This is a genomic window from Sodaliphilus pleomorphus, assembly GCF_009676955.1.
GTDB lineage: Bacteria > Bacteroidota > Bacteroidia > Bacteroidales > Muribaculaceae > Sodaliphilus > Sodaliphilus pleomorphus.
On sequence record NZ_CP045696.1, the window covers coordinates 511,334 to 536,270 of the forward strand.

Here is a 24,937-nt window from a genome sequence, read left to right on the forward strand (position 1 = left end):
GATGTAGGAATTAAGCAAGCGTGCAGCCTACTACTACTACTCGTTGATGATGCCCAGGATATCGCTCTGGCGCATCATGAGCAGTTTCTTGCCATCGACTTCAATCTCGGTACCGGCATACTTGCCATAGAGCACAGTATCGCCTTCCTTGACGACCATTTCTTCATCTTTGGTGCCATTGCCCACAGCTTTCACTGTACCTTTCAATGGCTTCTCTTTTGCACTATCGGGGATAATAATACCACCTGCTGTAACTTCTTCGGCTTTAGCCGGTTCGATAAGAACACGGTCACTTAATGGTTTGATTGTCATAATTGGAAAATGTTTTTATAATTTTGTTTTTTGTTTTGTCATTGACAAGCGAACTTGTGTTACCAAATTCACAAGTATTGCTGCACAAAATGTGCCAACGTGCCACGGGCCAGCTGTCACGGCCATTTTGTCAGCCTTGCCGACTGACAAAATTTCCAAGAGCCGCAGCCGGCAACATGCAGCCTCGAGGAGCTGCTGCGATTTTCTTTGAAATATTGATTTAAAATGAGTAATTTTGTAGCCCTAAAAATGGAATCGAACAAAAAATGATTGATTTTTTCAACGACATAGACAACGAGGGGGGCGATGGCATGGCTACACATGTGATGCCCATATTTGCCGAGGTGCACAACAGCCCTGCCGACAGCGACAACCAGCTGAGTGCCGAGCAACTGGCCAACCTGCCCATACTGCCACTGCGCAACATGGTGCTCTTCCCGGGCATGGCGCTGCCCATTGTGATAGGCCGTGACAAGTCGATGGCCCTTGTAAAAGAGGCCATGCGCAGCAAGAGCCATATAGGCGTGGTGTGCCAGGTCAACAGCAAGGTCGACGACCCACAACTGGGCGACCTGTACCGCGTGGGTGTTGTGGCCGACATCATCAAGGTGCTCGAGCTGCCCGACAATTCTACCAACGTGATACTGCAGGGGCTTGCCGTGATGAGTCTGGATGCCATCACGCAGACCGAGCCCTACCTGCGCGGCCACGTGACCAAACTCGACGACACGCATCCCAAGAAGAGCGACAAGGAATTCAACGTGCTCATGCAATCGATAAAGGAAGTGACCTTCCACATGCTGGGCAACATGGGCAACAGCGCACAAGAGTTGTCGTTTGCTGTGAAAAATATCGACAGTCCGTTCTACATGATTGATTTCCTGGCAAGCAACGTGCCCTTTGAGCCGCGGCAGAAACAGCTCATGCTCGAAGAGCGCGACGTGAAGAAACGCGCCTACATGCTTTACAGCTTTCTCACGCGAGAAGACCAGCTGGTGGAGCTCAAGGCCAACATCACCTCACGCACCCGCGAAGACCTGTCGCAACAGCAGCGCGAGGTGTTCTTGCAGCAACAGATACGTACCATACAGGAAGAGCTGGGCAACGACGGCAACGACAGCGCCAAGCTCAAAGAACGTGCCAAGACCAAGAAATGGAGCGACAAGGCCCAGCAGTGGTTCGACAAGGAGCTGAAGAAGCTGGAACGGCTCAACCCGCAGTCGCCCGACTACTCGGTGCAGTACAGCTACCTCGACACACTGCTCAACCTGCCTTGGGAGAACTACTCCAAGGACAACTTCAACCTCAAGCGCGTCGAGGCCAAGCTCAACCGCGACCACTACGGCCTGGAGAAGGTGAAAGACCGCATTCTCGAGCACTTGTCGGTGCTCAAGCTGCGAGGCGACCTCAAGGCGCCCATCCTGTGCCTCTACGGCCCTCCAGGCGTGGGCAAGACCTCGCTGGGCCGGTCGATAGCCGAGGCGCTCAACCGCAAGTATGCCCGCATTTCGCTGGGCGGTCTTCACGACGAGGCCGAGATAAGAGGGCATCGCCGCACCTATATAGGCGCCATGCCGGGCCGCATCATGGAAGCCCTGGGCAAGTGCGAAACCAGCAACCCGGTGATTGTGCTCGACGAGATCGACAAGGTGGGGCAAGACTTCAAGGGTGACCCAGCGTCGGCATTGCTCGAGGTACTCGACCCTGAGCAGAACAGCCACTTCCACGACAACTATATCGACATCGACTACGACCTGTCGAAGGTGCTCTTCATTGCAACTGCCAACAACTTGCAGACGATATCGCAGCCCCTGCTCGACCGCATGGAGGTGATAGAAATAAACGGCTACATCGCCGAGGAGAAAATAGAGATTGCACGCCGCCACCTGGTGCCCAAGCAGCTCGAGGAAAACGGGCTTGAGCCCCGCGAAATCAAGTTTCCCAAGGAGACGCTGGCTGCCATCATCGAGAAATACACGCGCGAGAGCGGTGTGCGAGAGCTGGAAAAGAAAATAGGGAAACTGCTGCGCAAGATAGCACGCCTCAAGGCTCAGGGCGAAGCCGACTACCCCACCACCATCTTGCCCAAGGACTTGAAAGGTTTCTTGGGCGCCGAGGAGTATCACAGCGACAACTACGAGGGCAACGACTTTGCCGGCGTGGTGACCGGACTGGCCTGGACGGCGGTGGGAGGCGAAATCCTCTATATCGAGTCGTCGCTCTCCCGTGCGGGCAAGAGCGGCGAGAAACTCACGCTCACCGGCAACCTTGGCGACGTGATGAAAGAGTCGGCAGTGATTGCGCTGGAATATATCAAGGCACACAGCCAGCAGTTTGGCATCGACTACCAGCTCTTCGACAAGTACAATGTGCACATTCACGTGCCTGAGGGCGCCATTCCCAAAGACGGTCCCTCGGCGGGTGTGACCATGGTAACCTCGCTCGTGTCGTCGTTCACCCAGCGCAAGGTGCGCGGCCGCCTGGCCATGACCGGCGAGATCACGCTGCGCGGCAAGGTGCTGCCAGTGGGCGGCATCAAGGAGAAGATACTGGCCGCCAAGCGAGCCGGCATCACCGACATTGTGCTGTGCAAGGAAAACAAGCGCGACATCGATGAGATCAAGGAAATGTATCTCAAGGGCTTGACATTCCACTATGTTGACACCATCAAGGACGTAATCGACTATGCCTTGTTGCCCGAGAAGGTGAACGACGCCATCGCGTTGTAGCCTGTGCCGAGGCAATTCTCCCCCCATCGCAAGCACAAGAGGACCTGCACAAAACGTGCGGGTCCTCTTGTGTTTATAGAATAGAGATGAGTGCGCTCTACTCGTCGTGGTCGATCACAGCCACCACATCGAGGCTCACAAGGGCCTGGCGGGGCAGCTCCTGCACGGCAAACGACGTACGGGCCGGGTAAGGAGCAGTGAACTCACGGGCGTAGATCTCGTTCACCTCGCTGAACTGGAACATCTCGTTGAGCAGCACCGTGGTCTTGACCACATCGTCGAGCGTGGCTCCGGCATCGGCAAGAATGCGGCGCACGTTCTCGATGACCTGCAACGTCTGTGCCTGCAAGCCGCGGGGCATCTCGCCTGTCTCGGGATTGACGGGCAACTGACCGGAAACAAACACAAAATTACCCACCTTGATGGCATTGCTGTAGGCCCCTATCTCGGCCGGGGCATTGTTGGCTATTACTTTTTGTTTCATATTATGAATTGTTTTTATTGTCGTGATACTTGTCGCGCAACGAGTCGATGATGCGCTCGCTGGCTTGCCCCATGCGGTCGAGGTACTCCTGCTGCATCGCGTCGAGGCCGTCGCTGTCGCGATGGTCGCCGTTGTGCTGCAAGGCGTAGGTGAGCACGCAGCCGGCAAGCACAATGAGCCACGAGAGCTGCAACCACACCAGCAGCAGGAGCACAAAGGCAAAGCTGCCATAGATGGCGTTGTAGTTGGACACATAAATCTGGCCCGAGACAAAGAGCCACTCCACCAAGTAGAACACCGTGCCCGAGACCAAGCCCGAGGCGAGGGCACACTTGAACGACACCTGGGTGTTGGGGATGAGTTTGAATGCCACAACAAAGGCTATCCACTCAAGCACAATGGGTGTGAAGTCGAGCAGCCGGTGCACAAGGGGCGAGATGAGCGACGACGCACTCAAGGCATTGTTCAACGTCGAGGAAAGCACAATCTGAATGCCAGCCGAACAAACGAGCGTGACTGGAATGATGACGAGAAAGGCCGTGTAGTCGACCACCTTGCGAGCCAAAGCCCTGTCGCGAGGCACGCCCCATATACGGTTGAAGGCACTTTCCACGTTGCCCATGAGCGAGATGAGCGTCCACAGCATGAACACGATGCCAATGCCCACAAAGAGGCCTTGAGAGGCATGCAAGAGGTAGCTGTCGACAAATTGTGAAGCCTCGTGCAGCGCCCTGCGCTGAGCAGGGAAATAGCGCATGAGCTCACTCTGCATGAGATTTTGAAAGCCAAAGCCGCGCCCTATGGCAAAAAGCATGGCCAGTGCCGGCACGGTAGCCAGCACGGTGCGATAGGTGAGGTTGCAGGCCGTGTCTTGCAAGCGCTTGTCGAGAAACTTGCTCACCATCAGGTTGACGGTCATCAATGCCCTCACCCACCACTTGCCGCTCGTGTCGTGCCGCACCTCGCCCGTGCAATAGCGGTAGAGCGAGCGGGCGCAGCTTGACAAGTGTGATATGTGGGCACGCAACGACATGGCAGCAACACAATTTAAACCGATTGCAAGGTGTGCAGCTACACTGGCTTTTTGAGCGCCATGTTGTAGTTGTAGTAGTCCTTGTTGCCCGTGATGTCTTTCACCACATGGATAAATGGCGGGAACTTGTCCTCGGGCAGGCTGGGCACACCCTTGCACTCCAGAATCTGAAGGCCCCGGCACGGCTCCTTGTAGGTGTCGAGCTCAAACGACTGTCCCTTCCACACAAAACTCTTGCGGTTTTTGCGTATTGTGGTGCGATAGGGATCGGCCTGCTTCATGAGCGAGCGGTAGAGGTTGTTGCTTATGGGGCGCTCGGTCTCGATTTGCTCGGTGGCCGAGATGCGGGTGCGGGTGTGGTGAATGATCACAGTCTTGCCATTCCAGGTGCGACGGCGCAGACGCACTTCCACGCCAGGGTCGGCCGAGAGGTAGGTCTGGGTGATTTCGCTCTCGATGCAATCAGGTATCTCGCCAGTGAGCTCAACAAGATACTTGCCCTCGTTCTCGATGGGCTGTGGCAGGCCGAGCACAGCACTTATCTCGTAGATGACTCGTTGTATCTTCTTGTTGAAGTCGTCGTGATTGTTGATGATGCGGTGGTGAGGATGCCCCGACCATGCGTTGATGACCTTCTTGTCGAGATCGCGTGCAATGGCCAAGCCCTGAGCATCGGGTTTCTCGAGGCGCTGCGCATTGGTGCTCAAGGTGTAGTACTGCTCGGCACCGTCGGCAGCCGAGACCAGGTGAAACACAGCATCGTAGCGCGAGCGCAACTCGCTCGTGCTCGTGCCCACGGCCTTGGTGATACTGTCCCACATCTCGGGCGACATGTAGGCCGATATGTCCATCGTGCCACGGTCGCACACGATGATTACTGGCTCCTTGCAAGTCTGGGCCATGCGGTAGAACTTGTTCTCAAGCCCTATTTGCTCCTCAAGAGTGGCTTTCTCGCCCTCATAGAAGAAGTCTTTGTTCTTGGTGAGATAGTCCATGCCCGCCTGTGTAAACATGGTGGGCACCTCGGGTATTGTGAAAACCTTGAAGCCCAGGCTTGAGAAATGCTCGATGATCTTGACAAGCGCAGTAGTCTTGCCGGCGCAAGGGCCGCCTGTGAGCACTATTTTCTTAATCTCAGTCATAAAAACACATTATCAATAATTAATGTACAAAGATAAGTAAAAACTGAGATTTTTCACACTGTTTCTTTGGGTGTGTGGTGATGATGTCGTCAAAAAAAATTTTGACTCGATGCACAAGATTGAGCCCGCACTTGCCCCGCTCGAGGGCGACCTGAGCATTGAAGCGCCAAAGGAAAGCTTAGACCAAGTCGACGGTGCAATCCTGTTCCGCTGATTTCGGCCGAGAGGCGGAACACAGGCACAAGAAAAAAGGGAACAACCTGTGGATTGTTCCCTCGTAGTTTAAAAACTCTTGTTGCGGAAAGTGAGGGATTCGAACCCCCGGACCCACGAAGGGTCAACGGTTTTCGAGACCGCCCCGATCGACCACTCCGGCAACTTTCCTTGGTCAAGTGCAATCTCGATATTTCGCGATTGCGGGTGCAAAATTAGCGATTTTTATCGGCAGTGACAAATTTTTGGGTGGAAAAATTGCTACAAATCGTTCAAAAGCTCGATAGCGTGCTGCGGGTCGGGAGATTTGAACAGGTAATTGCCCGAAACGACCATGTCGGCTCCAGCCTGGGCGAGCGCCTTTCCAGTCTCGGCATTGACGCCGCCATCCACCTCAATCAATGCATGAGCATGTTTCTGGGCCATGAGCTGCTTGAGCTCGGCAATCTTGTCGAGCACTCCGGCAATAAACTTTTGCCCGCCAAAGCCTGGGTTGACCGACATGAGCAGCACGAGGTCGACACAGGCCACAATGTCGCGCAGCAGGGCCACCGGCGTGGCAGGATTGAGGGCGACACCAGCCTTCATGCCAGCGTCGTGAATGTGCTGCACCACCCTGTTGAGATGGGTGCAGGCCTCGTAGTGCACCGTCATGAGCGCCGCGCCGCAATCGCGCACCTGAGTTACAAACTTGTCGGGGTCGACAATCATGAGGTGCACATCGAGCGGCTTGGTGCTGAGCGCCTGGATGTGCTTGATGACAGGGAAGCCAAACGAGATGTTGGGAACAAACACGCCGTCCATGACATCGAGATGCAACATGCTGGCTTTGCTGTCGTTGATCATCTGGATATCGCGGGCAAGATTGCCGAAATCGGCCGATAGTACTGAAGGAGAGACTTTCATGATGAGCAGTTATTTAATGTTGAGATTCGGTGTTTTCTTCTCTTGCTGCCAGCTGCTTGCTGCGTTTCTTCTTGTAGTGCCTCACCACAAGGTAGACAACGATGAGCAGGATGAGGCCGTAGCCGGCTGCCTTGAGATACTCGTTGTAGTGCTCAAGGGCGTCGAAGAGCTGGGCATCGTCGGGCACAACCAGATACAGCATGTAGCCAAAGCCCGACAGCACAGCGTTCCACACACCGGCACCCAGGATGGTGTAGACGCTGAACTTGAGGAAGTTCATCTTCGACATGCCAGCCGGGATTGAAATGAGATGCCTCACTGCTGGCAGAAGACGGCCCAGGAAGATGGCAACGCTGCCCTTGCGCTGGAAGTAGTCCTCGGCATGCCTGAGCTTGTCGCTGTTGAGCATGAACATGTGCCCCACCTTGCTGTCGGCAAAGGCGTAGATGAGCGGGCGCCCTATGATCATCGAGAGCACATAGTTGACAATCGACCCCACGTAGGCGCCCACAGTGGCAGTGACCATGACCATGAAAATCTCGAGCTGGCTGTGAGCCTGCAACGAGAAGTAGGCTGCCGGCGGCACCACCACCTCGCTGGGCAGGGGCACTATCGAGCTCTCGATGCCCATGAGCAAGGCGATGACGGCATAGGTCATGTGCTCCTTGTACCACTCATAGAGATCACGGGCGCTAAAACTATAGTTGGCTGCACAATAAGCAATCGCAGCAACGACGGCCACAAGCAAGACGACAGCAATGGTGAGCTTATAATGTTTCTTCATAAAAAAATTATTCTTAGATGATAACGCAAAAGTAGTAAAAAAAGATCAAAGCACATAACCTAAACTGGCAAACATGTGCCCATAGGCCTGTGCCTTTTTCTCGAGCGGCAAGGGATAGGCCCGCGAGGTAGAAGGCATGCGATAGAACCAGAAGCGGTGGCCGCCGTAGTCGCAGGCCACCGGCACGCCTATCTTGGGCACGTCGACGCCCACCTTGCCGGCAATCACGCTCGAGGCCTTCTCGCCTGTTGTGACGATGGCCTGTATCGTGGGCTGCCGGTGCAGGAAGCTGGCCAGGTCGATGGTCTCTACAATTTCAAGATACTTGTCGCTTGCATTGTCCTTGAGTCGGCGCACACGTGCAGCAGTGTCCCACATGCCTATGTGCTTTTGCTCGAGAAAGCGCTTGATGGCAGGGAGCCGAAACTGCTTGTTGGCGTCGTCCCAAAACTGGTTTTTATTGTTGTAGAACACAATTCCCATCACGCGCCACATGTCGTTGATCTTGTTGGGGTAGAAAAACGGCATCGACCACCGCGAGCTCTTGGGCGGGAAAGTGCCGAGCATGAGCACACGGGTCTCAGGGGGCAGAAACGGTGGGAAAGGATGCGACTCTATCCTTATCTCTTCGCTCATAGTGGATTGCTGTTTTTTTTATGGCATCTGCTTCAGGGCTTGTGCCAGCTGGTCGGGGCACGATGTGGGCTTGTTGCCGCACTTGATGCCCGCGAGTTTTGCAATTGCCTCTTCTCTACTCATGCCTTTCACAAGACGAGAGATGCCTTGCAGGTTGCCATTGCATCCGCCCGTAAAAGCTACATCCTGAATCACGCCGTTGTCGTCGACATCGAGGTCGATTTGCGAGGAGCAGGTGCCTTGTGTATAATATCTGTATTTTGCCATACCAATTAAGAAATAAAACCACGTTAGCTGTCGTGCTTCATAAACCTGACCAGTGCACTGCGGTCGAGCACATTGATCGCCCCGGCGGCATGTGAAATCACTCCCCTGGCTTCGAGCTCGTCGATGGCATTCACCAGCGAGGTGCGCCTGGCGCCGAGCAACATGCACAGGTCTTTCTGCTTGAAATGAAGCACAATATCATAGGAGCTGGGGCCTGTCAAGTACAAGATGAGCCTGGCCAGGCGCTCGGCAATCATGCCGCGTGACTGCGAGAGCAGGCTGTAGGTTTGCTTCTGCGACAGGTGGGAAAGGTAGTTTAAGATATTGAAGAGAAAGACCTCGTCGGACTGCAAGATGGTCATGTAGTCGCACTTGCGCAACTGCAAGATGCCCGTGGTGCCCACAGCATACACATCGTAGGGATAATGTGTGTGACGCCCGAAGAGATAATTGGGCCCTATCACGTTGGGGGCATCGACACGCTGGCTGACACTGAAACGCGACACTTCGCTCGCCGTCACTGCCCTCACCGTGCCCGAGACAATGAAACGCAAGTGGGTGCACTCCTCTCTGGCTTGAATGATGCGATCGCCATCCTTAAATTTCAAGAAATGAAACGGCAATTTTTCTATGAGGTTTTCAAGATGCTCGTGACTCACACCTTGAAACAACGGGAGATTCATCAATTGTTCAAACATGTTGTCCATTGCGGCATTTCTCCTATGTTTTTTAACATTTCACGTTGCAAAATTAATAATTTAGGCGCATTTCACGATATGTTACAGGTTGAATTTAACTTAAATTATGCAAAAAGCGCCATTAGAAACACTCTAACGGCGCCATGATGGTGTGAAACGCGACAAGAGATCACTTCACCATGTCGACCACCTGGTCAAGCGAGAGATTGCTCTGCTCGCCCGTTTCCATATTTTTTAGGGTAATTGTGCCACTGGCCATTTCGGTCTCGCCCACCATTGCCACATAGGGCACATGCTTGCCGTTGGCATAGCTCAGCTGTTTCTTCATCTTAGCATTGTCGGGGAAAAGCTCGGCCGAGATGCCGCGGGCTCTCAACTGCATGACGTAGTGCAGGGAAGCCGCAGCCTCTTTCTGACCGAAGTTTACAAACAGCACCTTGGTCGAAGAAATGGTGTCGGAAGGATACAAGTCGAGCGTGTTGAGCACATCATAGATGCGGTCGGCACCGAAACTGATGCCCACACCCGAAGTGCCAGGCATGCCGAAGACGCCAGTCAGGTTATCATAGCGTCCGCCGCCAGTGATACTCCCCATCTCCACATCGCAAGCCTTCACCTCGAGAATGGTGCCGGTGTAGTAGTTCAAGCCTCTTGCAAGCGACACATCAAGCTCGACAGTGGCCTTGAGGCCCAGCTGCTCGACATGGCCGAGCACAAAACGCAACTCCTCGACGCCCTTCTTGCCGGTTTCGCTCACAGCAAGGAGTTGCTCAAGCGTGTCGAGCTTCTGCGCATTAGAGCCCTTCAGGTTCAACAGCGGTTCAAGCTGGTCGACAGCCTCCTGGCTCAGGCCTTTCTCCTTGAGCTCCTCGTTCACATTGTCGATGCCTATCTTGTCGATCTTGTCGATAGCAACAGTGATGTCGACGAGCTTGTCGGGGGCACCTATCACATCGGCAATGCCACTGAGCACCTTGCGGTTGTTGACCTTGATGACAATGTTGACCCCGAAGCGCTTAAACACCTCGTCGATCATGGCCAAGAGTTCAATCTCGTTGATGAGCGAGTCGCTGCCCACCACATCGGCATCGCACTGGTAAAACTCGCGATAGCGGCCTTTCTGCGGGCGGTCGGCACGCCACACGGGCTGAATCTGGAAGCGCTTGAACGGGAACTGCAGCTCGTCGCGGTGCATGACCACATAGCGGGCAAAAGGCACCGTCAAGTCGTAGCGCAAGCCCTTCTCGCTGATGCAGGGAATCATGTGGACGTGGTCGCGGCTGGAAAGCAGCTCGCCAGGCACCTTCTTGAGGTAGTCGCCGCTGTTGAGCACCTTGAACAAGAGCTTGTCGCCCTCGTCGCCATACTTGCCCATCAGCGTCGACAAGTTCTCCATAGCCGGAGTCTCGATCTGCTGATAACCATAGAGGAGAAACACATCTTTGATAGTGTTGAAAATATAATTGCGCTTCGCCATTTGGATTGGCGAGAAGTCTCTTGTACCCTTAGGAATTGTAGGTTTTTGTGCCATTTCTTTTATATATTGTTTTTCTTGTGCAAAGTTACTGCAAGTCGAGCGAAATGCAAAATCAATAACTTGTTTTTGATTTTTGCATTCCCGAGACGCAGCGTAACTTATCCAAAGTTACTGCAAGTCGAGCGAAATGCAAAATCGGGGGGGAACTTGTTTTTGATTTTTGCATTCCCGAGACGCAGCGTAACACTCTATATCCAACGTTCAAGACAAGATCTCAGTCGCGTCGGTTACCAAAGAAAATCATTGCATAGTATACCAGCGTGGCAAGCGAACCCAGGGCAGCGACCACATAGGTGTAGGCAGCCGAGCGCAAGGCGTCTTTGGCCATCGCGGTTGTTTCGCCTTGTGTGATACCCGACCGTTCAAGCCACTGAATGGCACGGCGGCTGGCGTCGATCTCGACCGGCAAGGTGATGAAACTAAACAGTGTGGTGACAGCAAACAGTGCCACCCCAATGCCCAAAACGGCCGGGAACACCTGCACCAGCAGGATGCCTGCAAGAATAACCCAAGTGACCCACTGGCTTGCAAACTCGACCGCCGGCACCAGTGCCGTGCGCAACCGCAACGGGCCGTAGCCAGTGGCATGCTGCACGGCATGGCCGCACTCGTGAGCTGCCACGGCGGCCGCGGCAACGCTATTGGCCTCATACACACCCTCGCTCAAGTTGACTGTGAGATTGGAAGGATTGTAAAAATCGGTCAGGGTGCCACGTGTGCTTGTGACCTGCACGCCGGCGATGCGATTGTCGCTGAGCATGCGCCGTGCCACATCCTGGCCACGCATGCCACCGCCAATGGGGATGCGGGAATACTTTTGGAACTTGCTTTTCAACGATTGTTGAACGGAATAGCTCAAAATCGTAATCGCAATAAAGATAAGGTATATCATAGCTTTCTTTTTTTTAGATTGAAGAACTTGCAAAAGCCATGCCAGAGAATGCACACACAGGCAATACAGTTGCTGTAGCCGTGTCACAACAGCGGCTCGACGATGGCAGCAATCTTCTCCAGCCCCTCGCGGTCGGCCATGTCGAAGGCATCGAGACTGTCGCTGTCGACGTCGATCACTGCCACTACCCTGCCCTCGCGCACGACGGGAACCACAATCTCGGAGCGCGAGAGCGACGAGCAGGCAATGTGGCCCGGAAAGTTGTGCACATCGGGCACGATGAGCGTTGTGGCCATTGCCCAGGCTGTGCCACACACCCCCTTGCCACGAGCTATCGTGTAGCAAGCGGGCGAGCCCTGAAACACATCGAGTTTCAACACATCGCCATCTACCCTGTAGAATCCCACCCACAAGTAGTGAGAAAACGTGTCGTTGAGCACGGCGGTGACATTGGCCAGAGCGCCCACCGGGTTGTCGACCCCGCTTATCAAGCTGGCGACTTGCTGAGCAGCCTGCCGGTAAAGCACGTGCTTGTGGGCAGCACGAGAATTCGAAACTATATTTTCCATTTTATTCTTCTAAAGCTTGAGATCGCACACCAATGTGTGAGGAGTGTGCATTGCATGAAAACGCAAAATTCCACACAAGCAAAGCGCCTGTGTGGAATGTGTGTGTGTGTGCTATGTGAGATAAAAATATTATTCTTCTACAACACTGAACTCGTCCTTGCCAACACCACACAGGGGGCACAGCCAGCTATCGGGAAGATCTTCAAATGCTGTTCCTGCAGGGATATCGTTGTCAGGATCACCTACTGCCGGGTCATAAACGTAACCACAAACATCGCAAATGTACTTTTTCATGTCTCAAAAAAAATTAAAATTAAACTAAAATGTGAACATAATAATGCCGAACGAGAAGTCGAGTCCCAGTTCTAAAGCAGGGCTTCGACTTGAGCCTCAACCTCCTTCATGTCGAGCGTGGGCTCGAAGCGGGCCACCACCTTGCCCTCACGGTCGATGAGGAACTTGGTGAAATTCCACTGTATGTCGTCGTGCTTGCGAGGCTCAGGATTGCTCTCGTTGTAGAGTTTCTCCATCACGGCTGCCAGCTTGGGGTCGTACTGGCCCACAAATCCCTTCTGGCTCTTGAGCCAGGTGTAGAGCGGCAACTCGCCGGCCCCGTTCACGTCGCTTTTCTTGAATTGGGGGAAATCGGCACCAAACTTGAGCGTGCAGAACTCGTGTATCTCATCGTCGCTGCCAGGAGCCTGATGGCCAAACTGGTTGCAGGGGATGTCGAGTATCTCGAGACCCTTGTCCTTGAGGCGGTGATACATGCTCTCGAGATCTTCGTATTGAGGCGTGAAACCGCAGCCTGTGGCCGTGTTCACCACCAGCAGCACCTTGCCTTTGTACTGAGCCAGGCTCACCGAGTTGCCCTTCTTGTCAAGCAAATTAAAATCATAAATAGTTGTCATAGCAGAAATAAAAAAAAATTACATTGTTTCAGAATGTCAAAGATAGGCACAAAAGTCAAAACTTCATCACATCTCAGCCTTAAAATTGCTTAAAGCGCACAAAAAAGCTAAGCGTAGGAGTGCATCGGGACTTTGACAGTTAGAGCGTAAAATCTTTTCTAATGAATTGTTGCACAGTTCATTTTTTTAGGAGCTTGCCGGTGTGGAAGTTAACAAACAGATAGTCACAAAAGCAGCGATGAACGCGTTTTACCGAAAGTTTAACAAAGGTTAATCCTTGCGACACCGAAAAATTAGCTACATTACTTTACCGTTTAAAGTATTGTACTACAACACGTTAACACAACAAACTGCCAAATTAAGAAAATTAGGCTTTTCAACTCCCAAAGTTGAGTTCTTCGCAAAGATTAGCTAATTTTGCACTTGCCACTTGACTCTACAGCGCACAAAAATCACTAAAGATAGTGAAGTGATAATCGGAATGAAAGTATTAATTTTGCAACACTATGATCAATATTGTAAAAGAACTGAAATGCAGGACCCACCCACATGTGCTGGGTGGCCTCGACATTTTGCGCAACATAGGCCCCGGACTGCTGGTGACCGTGGGCTTTATCGACCCAGGCAACTGGGCAAGCAACTTTGCAGCCGGCTCCGAGTATGGCTACACCCTGCTGTGGGTGGTGACCCTGTCGACCATCATGCTCATCGCCCTGCAGCACAATGTGGCTCACCTGGGCATCGTCACGGGCCTGTGCCTGAGCGAGGCTGCCGTGAAGTACTCACCTCGCTGGGTGGGCAGGCCTATTGTGATCACGGCAGTACTGTCGAGCATATCGACCTCGCTGGCCGAGATACTGGGTGGTGCCATCGCGCTGCAGATGCTCTTCGGCATACCCATCGTGTGGGGGTCGATACTCACTGTGGCAGCTGTGCTGATACTGCTATTCACCAACTCCTATAAGAAAATAGAGCGTGCCATCATCTTCTTTGTGTCGATGATAGGGCTCTCATTCATCTACGAGCTGTTTCTCGTCGACACCGATTGGGTCGAGGCCACGCGTTGTGCTTTTGTGCCCAGCATTCCGCAGGGCTCGCTGCTCATCGTGATGAGCGTGCTGGGCGCCGTGGTGATGCCCCACAACCTGTTTTTGCACAGCGAGGTGGTGCAGAGCCGCGAGATAAACAAGCATGGCGACGAGCGCATAAGGCAGATGCTGAAATATGAGTTTGCCGACACGCTGTTCTCAATGCTCGTGGGCTGGGCCATCAACTCGGCTATGATATTGCTGGCCGCTACCACCTTCTACAGCCAAGGCACGCATGTAGAGGAGCTGGGGCAGGCGCAGGCCATGTTGCAACCGCTGCTGGGCAACAACGCCGCCACCATCTTTGCCGTGGCGCTGCTGCTGGCGGGCATCTCGAGCACCATAACGAGCGGCATGGCGGCAGGCAGCATCTTTGCAGGGCTCTTCGGCGAGTCCTACAACGCCCACGACACCCACTCGGTGGTGGGCATACTCATCTCGCTGGGGGTGTCGCTGGTCATCATTTTTACCATAAGCGATCCCTTCCAAGGGCTGATCTACTCCCAGATGGCGCTGAGCATACAGCTGCCGTTCACCGTGTTTCTGCAAGTGAGCCTCACCTCGTCGAAGAAAGTGATGGGCAAATATGCCAACCGGCCGCTCAACACCATATTTCTCTACTCGCTGGCGGCCATCGTGACGTTGCTCAACATAGCCTTGTTTATCGAGAGCTTGTAGCGGGCAGTGTCACCGCTGCTGCTTGCGGCCGTCCATAGCCCTGTTGTAGAGTTGCTTCAGGTTGTCGACAAACTGGTCGCGGTTCTTGGCATAGGCGGCAATGAGTTTTTCCAAGCTATCGACCTTGCCAGTGTAAGGGGCATTGGCATTGTAGAAGTTGAGCAAGTCGGCCATTGCGGTACCATACATGCCCCAAGAGAAGTCCTTCTCGCCGCTTTGCAGGGCATAGCGGCAGCATCCCGCCAAGAAAGCAGGCAAGTAAGCAAGACTCTGCTGCTGGTTGTTGCCCAAGTCGAGGAGCGATGAGTCGAGTGTGACGGTCACTTCATCGGTCACAGTGACCCATTGCGCTATCAGGCTGGCGGCTTCGGCCATGTGGTCGGCTGTGATATAGTGGCTCAAGTAGTAGTCGCAAGCACGCAACGTTGCCCAGCGATAGCGCTCGGCCTCACGGGGCGAGTCCATCTTCACCGTAGCAGGAATGTCGAGCACATTGCCGCCGGCATCCTTTTTCTCCTTGCGCAGGCGGGTGATAGTGTCGTCGGTTTGCCCGGCTTTCTCCTTGTCGCCATTGTCGGCAAAGAACTTCGACAGAAATTGCAGCTCGTCGATGTAGGTATCGGAGTGCTCGCCGTAGATATCGCTCATGAGTCTGAGCGCACGCAGCTCGCAGGCGATTGCCAGAGGATTGCGACCCACGGCGTTGTAGTTTTCGGCAGCATGCACCAGGATGATCGACTCGTCGACGTAGCTGCCGGTCAAGTCGGGCACCGAGTTGATGACAGCAAGGGCCTTCTCGCTGTAGCTCACGGCCTCTTGGTATCGCTTGGCCTGGAGCAGGTAGAACGACACATTGTCGGCGATAATGGCATAGTCCATGCTCTGCGTGCCAAAAGCACGGCTGTAGACGTACAAAGCCTGTTTGCCCACGGTGGCGGCCGAGTCGGCAAGCTCCTCGCGCGAGAGGCAACGGGCTATCTGCACGAGCGAGAAGGCATGAAGCGAATCGTTGTCGCCTGGGTTGAGGCTGGCGATGAGCTGCTGGCGCGTCTTTACCGCGTCGACATATTGCTTGCTGGCAAACTGCTGGTTGGCCACGCTGTCGAGACGCAACACGTCGACGGGTCGGGGGGTCGCGGTCGTGACGAGCGACACAAGAAGGAAGAGGACTAAAGTGGAGAATGTTTTCATTGCTGTTGTCGTTTTTAGTAAAGCAAAAGGAATGAGAATACTTGAAAGCAAAAATATAAAAATAAGTTAAACAACCCAAGAAATTTCACTTGAGAAGTGACAATTGTTTGCTTTTTTGTATTTTTGCAAGCAACAATCGTCGATTATGAAACATTGACGACGAAAACAAACCGACGTATTATTATCACAAAATTCACTCGACATAACAGGCGACTCATAGCGATAGCCCTGCTGGCTATCCTATTCAACTTTGTGGTCGTAAAGTCGGGTCACATCATCTTTGAGAGCCAGCTGCGCGGTGTAACGACCGAGCACACCGGTGCTCCTGCCAAGAGCAGCGTGGGCGGCGACTGCGCCGTGTGCCAGTTTGTGCTCTCGAGTGCAGTAGCTCCCGTCGAGTCGGCGCCGGCAGTGTCGATACTGGTGCTGTTTATTGCCCCGGCAGCAGTCGTGTCGAGGAGATGCCAAGGGAGCATCAACCTGAAAACGCCGCGTGCCCCCCCGCGCTTGTGAATGACACCGAGCCATTACAACCCACACCAGGCCACAACCCACACCACCTGGTGAGGACAACTCATCTCATTACTACAACTAAATCATTCACAAGAAATTATCACCAATGAAACATATCATCATGGTGGTAGCATTGCTGTGCTGTGTCATGGCAATGGGTGCCACTACAATAAGCAATAGCAGCAATCAGGCATCGCTCCAGGGCTATGTGACCGATGCCCAAGACGGCGACACACTCATAGGTGTGACCGTCGCTCTCCCCGAGTTGAACATAGCCACAACCACCGACGCCAAGGGTCACTACAGCTTCAGGGGACTGCCACAGCTCACCACAACCATACAAGTGAGCTTTCTGGGGCACGAGAACATCACACAGCAAGTGAACCTGGCCGCAGCCGGCCGCCTCGACTTTGTGCTGAAGGAGAACTCGGCCATGCTCAAGGAAGTGATCGTGACCGGCCTCACGGGCAAAGTGCTCAGGAAGAACTCCCCCACCCCTGTGAGCGTGCTCACTGCCAGGGAAATGCAAGGCACCCTATCGACCAACATCATCGACGCCGTGGCTCACGAGCCCGGAGTGGCCCAAGTGACCACAGGCACTGGTATCTCAAAGCCTGTGATACGCGGCATGGGCTACAACCGCGTGGTGGTGGTGAACGACGGCGTGAGACAAGAGGGACAACAATGGGGCGATGAGCACGGCATCGAGATCGACCCGCAATCGGTGTCGAGTGTCGAGATACTGAAGGGTCCTGCCAGCCTGATGTATGGCAGCGATGCCCTGGCTGGCGTCCTCATCATGCACAACGACCCCGTGCTGAGCGAGGGGCGGCTACAAGCCAACGTGGTCTCACAGTATCAAACCAACAACGGCCTGCTGGGTTACTCGCTGAACATGGGAGGCAACCAAAACGGCCTGGTGTGGAATGCACGCTACAGCCAGAAACTGGCCCATGCCTACAGCAACCGCTATGACGGCTATGTGCAAAACTCGCAAATGCGCGAGGATGCCTTCAACGGGTTGCTGGGCTTGAACAAGAGCTGGGGATACTCGCACCTCACCTTCACCTACTACCACTTGAAACCCGGCATTGTTGAAGGCGACCGCGATGAGGCCACAGGCCAGTTCACTCGGCCAGCAATTGCAGGCGGCCAGGAGGCCGAGGTAATTGCCACAAGTCACGACTTCCACAGCTACCAACCCAGCCTGCCCTACCAGCACATACACCACTACAAGGCCGTGCTCAACAATGCCTTCTACCTGCCCAAGGGCAGCCTGCGTGCCACGGTGGGCTACCAGCGCAACCGCCGCCAGGAATATGAAGATGTGCTCACCCCTGAACAACCCGGGCTCGACTTCTTGCTACACACGGTGAACTACGACGCCCACTACGTCTCGCCACAGTCGCAAAACTGGAAGATTGCTGCCGGCATCAATGGCATGTACCAGCACTCGCTCAACAAGGGCGAAGAGTGTCTCGTGCCCGCCTACAACCTCTTTGACCTGGGCATCTTTGCCACCGCATCCTACGACCTCGACAGGTTCCACCTGAGCGGAGGCGTGCGTTGGGACAACCGCCACCTGCACGCCAAGGCGCTCACCGAGGACGACAAGACCCGCTTCGACGACTTTGCACGCAACATGGGAGCCGTGTCGGGCAGCTTAGGCGCCATCTACAATATCAACGAGAAGGTGAACCTCAGGATTAACATTGCTCGCGGCTTCCGCGCCCCCAACATCAGCGAGCTGGGCTCCAACGGCGTGCACGAGGGCACCCTGCGCTATGAGCGAGGCAACCAGGACCTCAAGCCCGAGTACAGCTGGCAGTTTGACTTGGGTTTTGACTACTCGTCGGCCCTCGTGTCGGCACAGCTCAGCCTCTTTGCAAACCGCATAGAGAACTACATCTTTGCCCACAGGCTCACCCAGGCCGACGGGCAGGCAGTGCTCACCGACGGCTATGAGACCTTCCAGTACAGTGCTGGCAATGCCCGGCTCATGGGCGGAGAGGCCGTGGTCGACCTTCACCCGGTGCCCAAGCTGCATTTCTCCAACAGCTTCTCGATGGTCGACGCCGTACAACTGCACCAGCATGGACAATTCAGGCATCTACCCTACATACCCGCCCACCGCTGGATATCGCAGATCAAGTATGACATTGTGCACGACGGCCGATACATTTCTAACACCTATGCAGCCATCGAGATCGACTGCAACTTCAAGCAAAACCACTTCTACGGGGCCTACGGCACCGAGACGGCCACTCCCGCCTACACGCTGCTCAACGCCTCGGCAGGCACCGACATACTGTGGAAGGGCCGACGGGTAGCCTCGGTCTACATCACTGGCAGCAACTTGACCAACAAGGCCTATCAAAGTCACCTGAGCCGCCTGAAATATGCCGACAAGAACCAGGCCACAGGACGCACCGGCGTGTACAACATGGGGCGCAACATAGGCTTCAAGCTTGTGGTGCCCATCGACATCAAGTAGTAGCGCTCTACAGCGGCCCACGCTTCGGCCGAGAGGAGCAACGACTGGCTGCCTGCAAGGGTCAAAGGCACACACACACTTTCTCTCAGTGCGATGCTGCCATGCAACTACAAGAAAATCTCGCTGTTGTCTCAGCGAGATTTTCTTGCATTAGCACATTCTCAAGTGTGCCGCCATAGGGCTACATGTTGTGTGGGATATACACAGTTATCATCTAAGTATTTTTTTCTTTCCCAACAAATAGGAAAGGTGTGACCAGTCAAGCACTTTTGCAATACAGATGCTTCCTGCGACACCAATTACGATTATAAGAATTGCATGCGAAAGTCCAGTAAAATCCCATTTAAAAGCAGGTGACAAAAACTTAGACAACATTGTGAACATTGGATGGAATATGTAGATTGGGAAAGTGTTTCTCCCTATATACTCTATTATGGACTTGGTGCGCCCTTTAAAAAAACAGATGAAGTAGGAAGAAAAAGACAAAAAAGAGAAAACGCACACCAAAACCGATATTGTGCCCCAACCATGAAAACGTGGATGCACAACCAATAGGCCGAAAGGCAGCAATGGCCAAAAACTGTTTAGGTACACTCGCGAGAAATCTTTGCAGTACTGCCTTATTCCCACTCCTACAAAATAGTAGAAAGCTGCCTCGAGGCTTAAAAACGGCGTAAAAAGTGCGGTGATGATGAGCAATGCTGCAAATATAGAATACCTTGCTGTAATATCGATTTTGCGTGAAATATGGAATGCAAAGTAATATATGACTCCACACACAATCATTACATGCAAAAACCAATATGGGCCTATCGACTTGATGCAGATTATATCCAGAATAGTAGATAGATTGAAAACTTTAATGCCATCCCTAACAGGTAGATATAAAGACAGAACGGCATATCCTGTCACGCGAATCACATACGGAAGCAATATTTGACCTATATAACGAAGAAATTCTCTAATCGTTTTGTCGATGTTTACCAAATATCCCGTTATCACCAGAAAAGTGGGCATCATAAACGACAAAATAGCACTCTTTGCCAATGGATGTATATTGCCAAAGTTTACTATGTGCACGAGAATAACCAAACATATTAAGATAGCTCTAAAGAAATCGATGTCTTTACTGTATTTCATAATTTTAATAAGAAGTCAACCGCTTAGGCAATGGTGGGAGGTAGTTTGATTTTGCAAATATAGATATTTTATTTCAACATTTCGGCTTTGTAATGGATCGAAGAGTACACGATTGCCGATATCGAGTAGTGACTGCGCTCGACCGATTACTCTGTAAAGTAGACTGCCGACATGCTGAGATTTGGCCAAGGCATCGTTTTTCGAAAAAAAATTAGGTGAAGCACAAGTTAGCATGCCCCCCCCGCTGGAATTCAGCAGGGAAACATGCAAGGGGCCGCTGCCTGGCCGAGAGCAACAAGCGTGCCAGGCAAGGCGGGTTACAGCTCGAGCGAGAGCCAGTCGTTGAAGTGGGCGTTGCAATACACATCGATACCCAACTGTGCCGCAGCGTCGCAATTCTCCTGGAGGTCGTCGATAAAGAGCGTGTGGTGCGGGTCGATGCCCGTCTGCTCGATTACGGTCTCAAAGATTTTTCTATCGGGCTTGGCAAGGTGCATGACCTGCGACACAAAGGCGCGGTCGAAGTAGTCGGGCACACCGTATCCATTGTAGGGGAAGAGATGCTCGACACAATAGCGCCAATGGATGTCGATGGTGTTGCTCAGCAGAAAAGTGTGGCAGCCAGCACGGCGCAAATCGAGCAGGCGTTGCTTCTTGACGTCGGGGATAACAGTGAGCATCGCGTTGCAGGCCGTATCGATTTGCGCATCGGTGGCAGTGGTGCCTGTGAGGCGGCGCACCTGGGCATAGAACTGAACGTTGCTGATGAGACCGAGGCCCAGCTGGTCGAAGAGGCGCCGCACCGCAGGGTCGTCGTTGACCCTCACAAGACACTCGCAGCCTATGGCTGTGAGGGCACGTGCACAGGCCTCGTTGTCGAGCGCCACAAGCACGTTGCCCAGGTCGAAAATTACATTGCGGTATTTCATCTCACTTAAAGTTGCGCAGGCGCAAGTCGAGCTTCAAGCCCTTGAGCTCCTCACGTATTGTTGCAGTGTCGGTCAGGCCATAGTGATAGGGATAAAGCACCCGCGGGTGCACCATGATCGCAGCACGGCGCAATTGTATGGGGGTCATAGTGTAGGGCTGGTTGACAGGCAGAAAAGCCACGTCGATATTTTTCAACCGAGCCATCTCGGGAATATCCTCGGTATCGCCGCCAATGTAGATATTAAAACCGTCGAGCCCGAGCACATAGCCGTTGTCGCGGCCCTTGGGATGGAACTGGGTGTGCCCGGGGGTGGTGTTGTAGGCCGGAACGGCCTCGACAGTGATGCCCGGCGCAAGCGTCCTGCGGTCGCCATTTTTCATGACGGTGCCCTGCCCCAGCTTGGCAGCACAACGGGCATTGGTCACAAGCACCGTCGAGGGCTTGCTCACGGCAGTGATGGCCGCGGGATCGAGGTGGTCGAAGTGCTCGTGGGTGACGAGGATGTAGTCGGCCTTGCGAAACCTGCTGTAGTCGGTCGCTGGCTCCACACCCTTGCCCACGGGATCGATCTGAAACTCAAGACCATTGTAGTTGATCTCGAGCGACCCGTGCTTGATGGGAGTGATCACAATCTTCTTGCCCGATGGTGTGGCAAAGGTATCGGCTACGGCGACAGTAGCATCAGTGCCGGGCCGGCCCTGAGCACCGCTGCTGCTGCCCGTGGCATTGCAGCCTGCTACCATGCAAGCTGCCAGCAATAGAGACATGTGCATAAACTTCATAATCATTGATGACAAACACACAATATAGTACGTTTTATTTCACGACACGGTAGTAATTGGCCTTGCGAGGCTTGGGGGCGGCCGGCTGCTTGTCGATATAGCCCAGCGAGAGTGCACCCACACAAGTCAACCCTTCGGGCAGCCCAAGCCGCTGCATGATGCTGCGCCCCAGGGGCGTGTCAAACATCTCGAGCTCGCGGTTGATCCAGCAGCTGCCCAGCCCTATGGCATGGGCGGCGTTCATCATGTTGCCCAGCGCGAGGCTGGCATCCTGCACAGCATTGCGCGCCCCCTTGGTGGCAAAGACGAGCACGATGGTGGGGGCACCATAGTAGGGGTCGCTGTCGACGCCCATCACCTTGGCATTCATCTCGGTGAGCTCTTGCCGCAACCCAGCATTTTGCACGGCCACAATCCAGGGATCCTGGCGTCCCATCGAGGTGGGGGCATAGGTGCCTGTCTCGAGCACTGTGCGCAGCTCGTCGTCGGTCACTTGCTGCGGCTTGTAGGAGCGCACGCTGCGACGTGTGAGCAGCGCGTTGATGATTTCGTTGTTCATAATTGCAAATTTCTTTCTTTAAACATAGCAAATTTATAAAAAATCAGCGAGATTTTACCTAAATTTGTAGCACAAAAACCAAAATAGGAGAAACTCAATGAAGAAAACTGTGTTGACCACAATCGCTGTCGCCACAGCGATAGCACACAACGCCCAAATGAAGCCAGCCATACCCCGCGACGAGGCCATAGAGGCAAAAATCGAGAACACGCTGAGCAAGATGACCCTCGACGACAAAGTGGGACAGATGCTCGAGCTCAACATCGACATCTTCGGCTCCAACAAGGGCAAAGGCTGGGAAATGGACAAAGCCAAGATGGACTCTGCCATCAAAGTCTGGCGCATAGGGTCGGTGCTCAACGCCCCGGGCACCCGTGCTGCCACTGTACAACAGTGGCAAGCGTGGATACCCTACATCCAGAAGCAGTCGATGCGCCACCTGGGCATCCCCAGCATCTACGGCCTCGACAACAACCACGGCTCGACCTATATACAAGGCGGCACGCTCTTCCCGCAACCCATCAACGTGGCCGCCTCGTTCAACACCGAGCTGGCCCGCACGACGGCCGAGGTCACGGCCTATGAGAGCCGCGCTGCCGACTGCCCCTGGGTGTACAACCCCACCATCGACCTGGGCCGCGACCCGCGCTGGCCGCGCCTGTGGGAAAGCTATGGCGAAGACCCCGTGGTGGAGTCGCGCATGGTAGAAGCCGCCATAGCGGGCTACCAGGGCAGCGACCCCAATCACCTGGGCAAGTACAACGTGGCCACATCGGTCAAGCACTACCTGGCCTATGGGGCTCCCTTCTCGGGCAAAGACCGCACGCCAGCCTATGTCGCGCCACAAGTGCTGCGAGAAAAATACTTCGCCCCCTTCAAGGCAGCCGCCCAGGCCGGCGCGCTCACCTTCATGGCCAACTCGGCCTCGGTCAACGGCGTGCCGGTGCATGCCAGCTATGAGTACCTCACCCAGTGGCTCAAGAACGACCTGAACTGGGACGGAATGATTGTGACCGACTGGGCCGACATCAACAATCTCTACACCCGCGAGCATGTGGCCAAAGACAAAAAAGAAGCCATTAAAATCGCCATCAATGCCGGCATCGACATGAGCATGGACCCCTACGACGTCGACTTCTGCACCCTGCTCAAGGAGCTTGTGAACGAGGGGCAGGTGAAGATGTCGCGCATCGACGATGCCGTGCGCCGCATCTTGCGTGTGAAATACCGGCTGGGCCTTTTCGACACGCCCAACACCGGCGGAAAGGACTATGCAAAATTTGGCAGCGACGACTTTGCCCTCAAAGCCCTGCACGCTGCCGAGGAGAGCGAGGTGCTGCTCAAGAACGACGACGGCACCCTGCCCATAGCACGCGGCACCAAGATACTGGTCACCGGCCCAAATGCCAACCAGATGCGCTGTCTCGACGGCGGCTGGAGCTACACCTGGCAGGGCTCGGGAGCCGAGGACCTGGCAAGCAAGTACAACACCATCTACGAGGCACTGTGCAACAAGTACGGCCGCGACAACGTCACACTCGAGCAAGGCGTGACCTATAATGAGAAAGGCCACTACTGGGAAGAGAACACCCCCCACATCGACAAGGCCGTGGCGGCTGCACAGGGCGTAGACGTGATTGTGGCTTGCATAGGCGAGAACTCCTATACCGAGACTCCCGGCAACCTCACCGACCTCACGCTCTCTAAGAACCAGCGCGACCTGGTGAAGGCACTGGCCAAGACCGGCAAGCCCATCGTGCTCATCTTGAACGAGGGACGCCCACGGCTCATTGCCGACATCGAGCCCCTGGCCAAGGCTGTGGTCAACATCCTGCTGCCTGGCAACTATGGTGCCGATGCCCTGGCCAACCTGCTAAGCGGCGAGGTAAACTTCAGTGCAAAGATGCCCTATACCTATCCCAAGGAAATCAACAGCCTCATCAACTACGACTACAAGGTGAGCGAGGAAGTATCGACCATGGCCGGAGCCTACGACTACGACGCCAAGGTGACCCAGCAGTGGCCCTTCGGCTACGGACTGAGCTACACTACATTCACCTACAGCCACCTCACGATCGACAAGACCGACTTTGAGCCCGACGACGAGCTCACTGTGAGCGTTGACGTGACCAATAGCGGCCGCCGTGCCGGCAAAGAGGCCGTGCTGCTCTACAGCAGCGACCTGGTGGCATCGATAGTGCCCGACTGCCGCAGGCTGCGTGCATTCAAGAAAATCGAGCTGCAGCCCGGTGAGACCAAGACAGTCACCTTCAAGCTGCCGGCAAGCGACCTGGCCTTTGTGGGACAAGACATGAAGTGGCGACTTGAGGATGGCGACTTTGTGTTTACCACAGGCGGACAGGCCGTGAAAGCACGATGCACCAAGACCAAGGTGTGGAACACACCCAACATATAGCCCACACGCCATACGCGTCCACCCAGAGCTAC

Annotated in this window: 24 protein-coding genes and 1 tRNA gene; 5 read left to right on the forward strand and 20 right to left on the reverse strand. The window is 54.2% G+C overall.

The window, feature by feature from the left end; all coding sequences use genetic code 11:
• Positions 1-36: 36 nt before the first annotated feature.
• A complete protein-coding gene (locus GF423_RS02085) occupies positions 37-312 on the reverse strand; it encodes a co-chaperone GroES (RefSeq protein WP_154326814.1) in 276 nt (91 codons plus the stop codon).
• A 266-nt stretch (positions 313-578) separates the two neighbouring features.
• Here GF423_RS02085 and lon point away from each other — a divergent pair, with 266 nt between their 5' ends.
• Positions 579-3,041, forward strand: coding sequence for an endopeptidase La (gene lon, locus GF423_RS02090; RefSeq protein ID WP_394367039.1), 2,463 nt, complete (start codon positions 579-581; stop codon positions 3,039-3,041).
• 97 nt (positions 3,042-3,138) lie between these two features.
• Here the strand turns inward: lon and GF423_RS02095 are convergent, their stop codons facing one another.
• The 14 genes from GF423_RS02095 to GF423_RS02160 all read right to left on the reverse strand — a co-directional run bounded on the left by GF423_RS02095 (position 3,139) and on the right by GF423_RS02160 (position 13,113).
• Positions 3,139-3,525 (reverse strand): Rid family detoxifying hydrolase, encoded by a 387-nt coding sequence (locus GF423_RS02095; RefSeq protein ID WP_154326815.1) that lies wholly within the window; start codon positions 3,523-3,525, stop codon positions 3,139-3,141.
• Between the two features lies 1 nt (position 3,526).
• A complete protein-coding gene (locus GF423_RS02100) occupies positions 3,527-4,531 on the reverse strand; it encodes a YihY/virulence factor BrkB family protein (RefSeq protein WP_206113331.1) in 1,005 nt (334 codons plus the stop codon).
• Between the two features lie 65 nt (positions 4,532-4,596).
• The gene (locus GF423_RS02105) at positions 4,597-5,700 is read right to left on the reverse strand and encodes an AAA family ATPase (RefSeq protein ID WP_154326817.1); all 1,104 of its coding nucleotides are present in this window, start codon (positions 5,698-5,700) and stop codon (positions 4,597-4,599) included.
• A 298-nt stretch (positions 5,701-5,998) separates the two neighbouring features.
• Positions 5,999-6,084 (reverse strand) — tRNA-Ser (locus GF423_RS02110).
• A 90-nt stretch (positions 6,085-6,174) separates the two neighbouring features.
• The gene (gene rpe / locus GF423_RS02115; RefSeq protein ID WP_154326818.1) at positions 6,175-6,819 is read right to left on the reverse strand and encodes a ribulose-phosphate 3-epimerase; all 645 of its coding nucleotides are present in this window, start codon (positions 6,817-6,819) and stop codon (positions 6,175-6,177) included.
• A gap of 13 nt (positions 6,820-6,832) precedes the next feature.
• On the reverse strand, positions 6,833-7,603 hold the full coding sequence (locus tag GF423_RS02120; protein WP_235911788.1) for a DedA family protein: 771 nt from the start codon (positions 7,601-7,603) through the stop codon (positions 6,833-6,835).
• 45 nt (positions 7,604-7,648) lie between these two features.
• A complete protein-coding gene (locus GF423_RS02125) occupies positions 7,649-8,239 on the reverse strand; it encodes a uracil-DNA glycosylase family protein (protein WP_154326819.1) in 591 nt (196 codons plus the stop codon).
• 18 nt (positions 8,240-8,257) lie between these two features.
• Positions 8,258-8,506 carry a TIGR03905 family TSCPD domain-containing protein gene (locus tag GF423_RS02130; RefSeq protein ID WP_154326820.1) on the reverse strand — a complete coding sequence of 83 codons (249 nt, stop codon included), beginning with the start codon at positions 8,504-8,506 and terminating at the stop codon, positions 8,258-8,260.
• 23 nt (positions 8,507-8,529) lie between these two features.
• Positions 8,530-9,213 carry a Crp/Fnr family transcriptional regulator gene (locus tag GF423_RS02135; protein WP_154326821.1) on the reverse strand — a complete coding sequence of 228 codons (684 nt, stop codon included), beginning with the start codon at positions 9,211-9,213 and terminating at the stop codon, positions 8,530-8,532.
• A 160-nt stretch (positions 9,214-9,373) separates the two neighbouring features.
• Positions 9,374-10,735, reverse strand: a complete 1,362-nt coding sequence (gene hisS, locus GF423_RS02140; protein WP_154326822.1) for a histidine--tRNA ligase — start codon at positions 10,733-10,735, stop codon at positions 9,374-9,376.
• A gap of 220 nt (positions 10,736-10,955) precedes the next feature.
• Entirely contained in the window at positions 10,956-11,633 is a 678-nt protein-coding gene (locus tag GF423_RS02145) for a zinc metallopeptidase (RefSeq protein ID WP_154326823.1), read from the reverse strand.
• Between the two features lie 83 nt (positions 11,634-11,716).
• Positions 11,717-12,202, reverse strand: coding sequence for a free L-methionine (R)-S-oxide reductase MsrC (locus GF423_RS02150; protein ID WP_154326824.1), 486 nt, complete (start codon positions 12,200-12,202; stop codon positions 11,717-11,719).
• A 129-nt stretch (positions 12,203-12,331) separates the two neighbouring features.
• Positions 12,332-12,496, reverse strand: a complete 165-nt coding sequence (gene rd / locus GF423_RS02155; RefSeq protein ID WP_154326825.1) for a rubredoxin — start codon at positions 12,494-12,496, stop codon at positions 12,332-12,334.
• A gap of 71 nt (positions 12,497-12,567) precedes the next feature.
• On the reverse strand, positions 12,568-13,113 hold the full coding sequence (locus tag GF423_RS02160; RefSeq protein ID WP_154326826.1) for a glutathione peroxidase: 546 nt from the start codon (positions 13,111-13,113) through the stop codon (positions 12,568-12,570).
• 506 nt (positions 13,114-13,619) lie between these two features.
• On the opposite strand from GF423_RS02160, the gene GF423_RS02165 reads away from it, so the two are divergent.
• Complete coding sequence (locus tag GF423_RS02165; RefSeq protein ID WP_154326827.1) at positions 13,620-14,879, forward strand: Nramp family divalent metal transporter; 1,260 nt, start codon at positions 13,620-13,622, stop codon at positions 14,877-14,879.
• A 9-nt stretch (positions 14,880-14,888) separates the two neighbouring features.
• On the opposite strand, the gene GF423_RS02170 is transcribed toward GF423_RS02165, so the two are convergent.
• Entirely contained in the window at positions 14,889-16,070 is a 1,182-nt protein-coding gene (locus GF423_RS02170; RefSeq protein ID WP_154326828.1) for a tetratricopeptide repeat protein, read from the reverse strand.
• A 153-nt stretch (positions 16,071-16,223) separates the two neighbouring features.
• On the opposite strand from GF423_RS02170, the gene GF423_RS02175 reads away from it, so the two are divergent.
• The gene (locus GF423_RS02175) at positions 16,224-16,583 is read left to right on the forward strand and encodes a hypothetical protein (RefSeq protein ID WP_154326829.1); all 360 of its coding nucleotides are present in this window, start codon (positions 16,224-16,226) and stop codon (positions 16,581-16,583) included.
• 106 nt (positions 16,584-16,689) lie between these two features.
• Positions 16,690-19,077 (forward strand): TonB-dependent receptor, encoded by a 2,388-nt coding sequence (locus GF423_RS02180; protein WP_154326830.1) that lies wholly within the window; start codon positions 16,690-16,692, stop codon positions 19,075-19,077.
• Positions 19,078-19,287: 210 nt separating this feature from the next.
• Here the strand turns inward: GF423_RS02180 and GF423_RS02185 are convergent, their stop codons facing one another.
• The 4 genes from GF423_RS02185 to GF423_RS02200 all read right to left on the reverse strand — a co-directional run bounded on the left by GF423_RS02185 (position 19,288) and on the right by GF423_RS02200 (position 22,489).
• Positions 19,288-20,217, reverse strand: coding sequence for an acyltransferase family protein (locus GF423_RS02185; RefSeq protein ID WP_154326831.1), 930 nt, complete (start codon positions 20,215-20,217; stop codon positions 19,288-19,290).
• Between the two features lie 317 nt (positions 20,218-20,534).
• Positions 20,535-21,146, reverse strand: coding sequence for an HAD family hydrolase (locus GF423_RS02190; protein ID WP_154326832.1), 612 nt, complete (start codon positions 21,144-21,146; stop codon positions 20,535-20,537).
• Position 21,147: 1 nt separating this feature from the next.
• Entirely contained in the window at positions 21,148-21,930 is a 783-nt protein-coding gene (locus tag GF423_RS02195) for an MBL fold metallo-hydrolase (RefSeq protein WP_235911786.1), read from the reverse strand.
• 34 nt (positions 21,931-21,964) lie between these two features.
• Entirely contained in the window at positions 21,965-22,489 is a 525-nt protein-coding gene (locus GF423_RS02200; RefSeq protein WP_154326833.1) for a nitroreductase family protein, read from the reverse strand.
• Positions 22,490-22,586: 97 nt separating this feature from the next.
• Here GF423_RS02200 and GF423_RS02205 point away from each other — a divergent pair, with 97 nt between their 5' ends.
• A complete protein-coding gene (locus GF423_RS02205) occupies positions 22,587-24,905 on the forward strand; it encodes a glycoside hydrolase family 3 N-terminal domain-containing protein (protein ID WP_154326834.1) in 2,319 nt (772 codons plus the stop codon).
• Positions 24,906-24,937 lie beyond the last annotated feature (32 nt).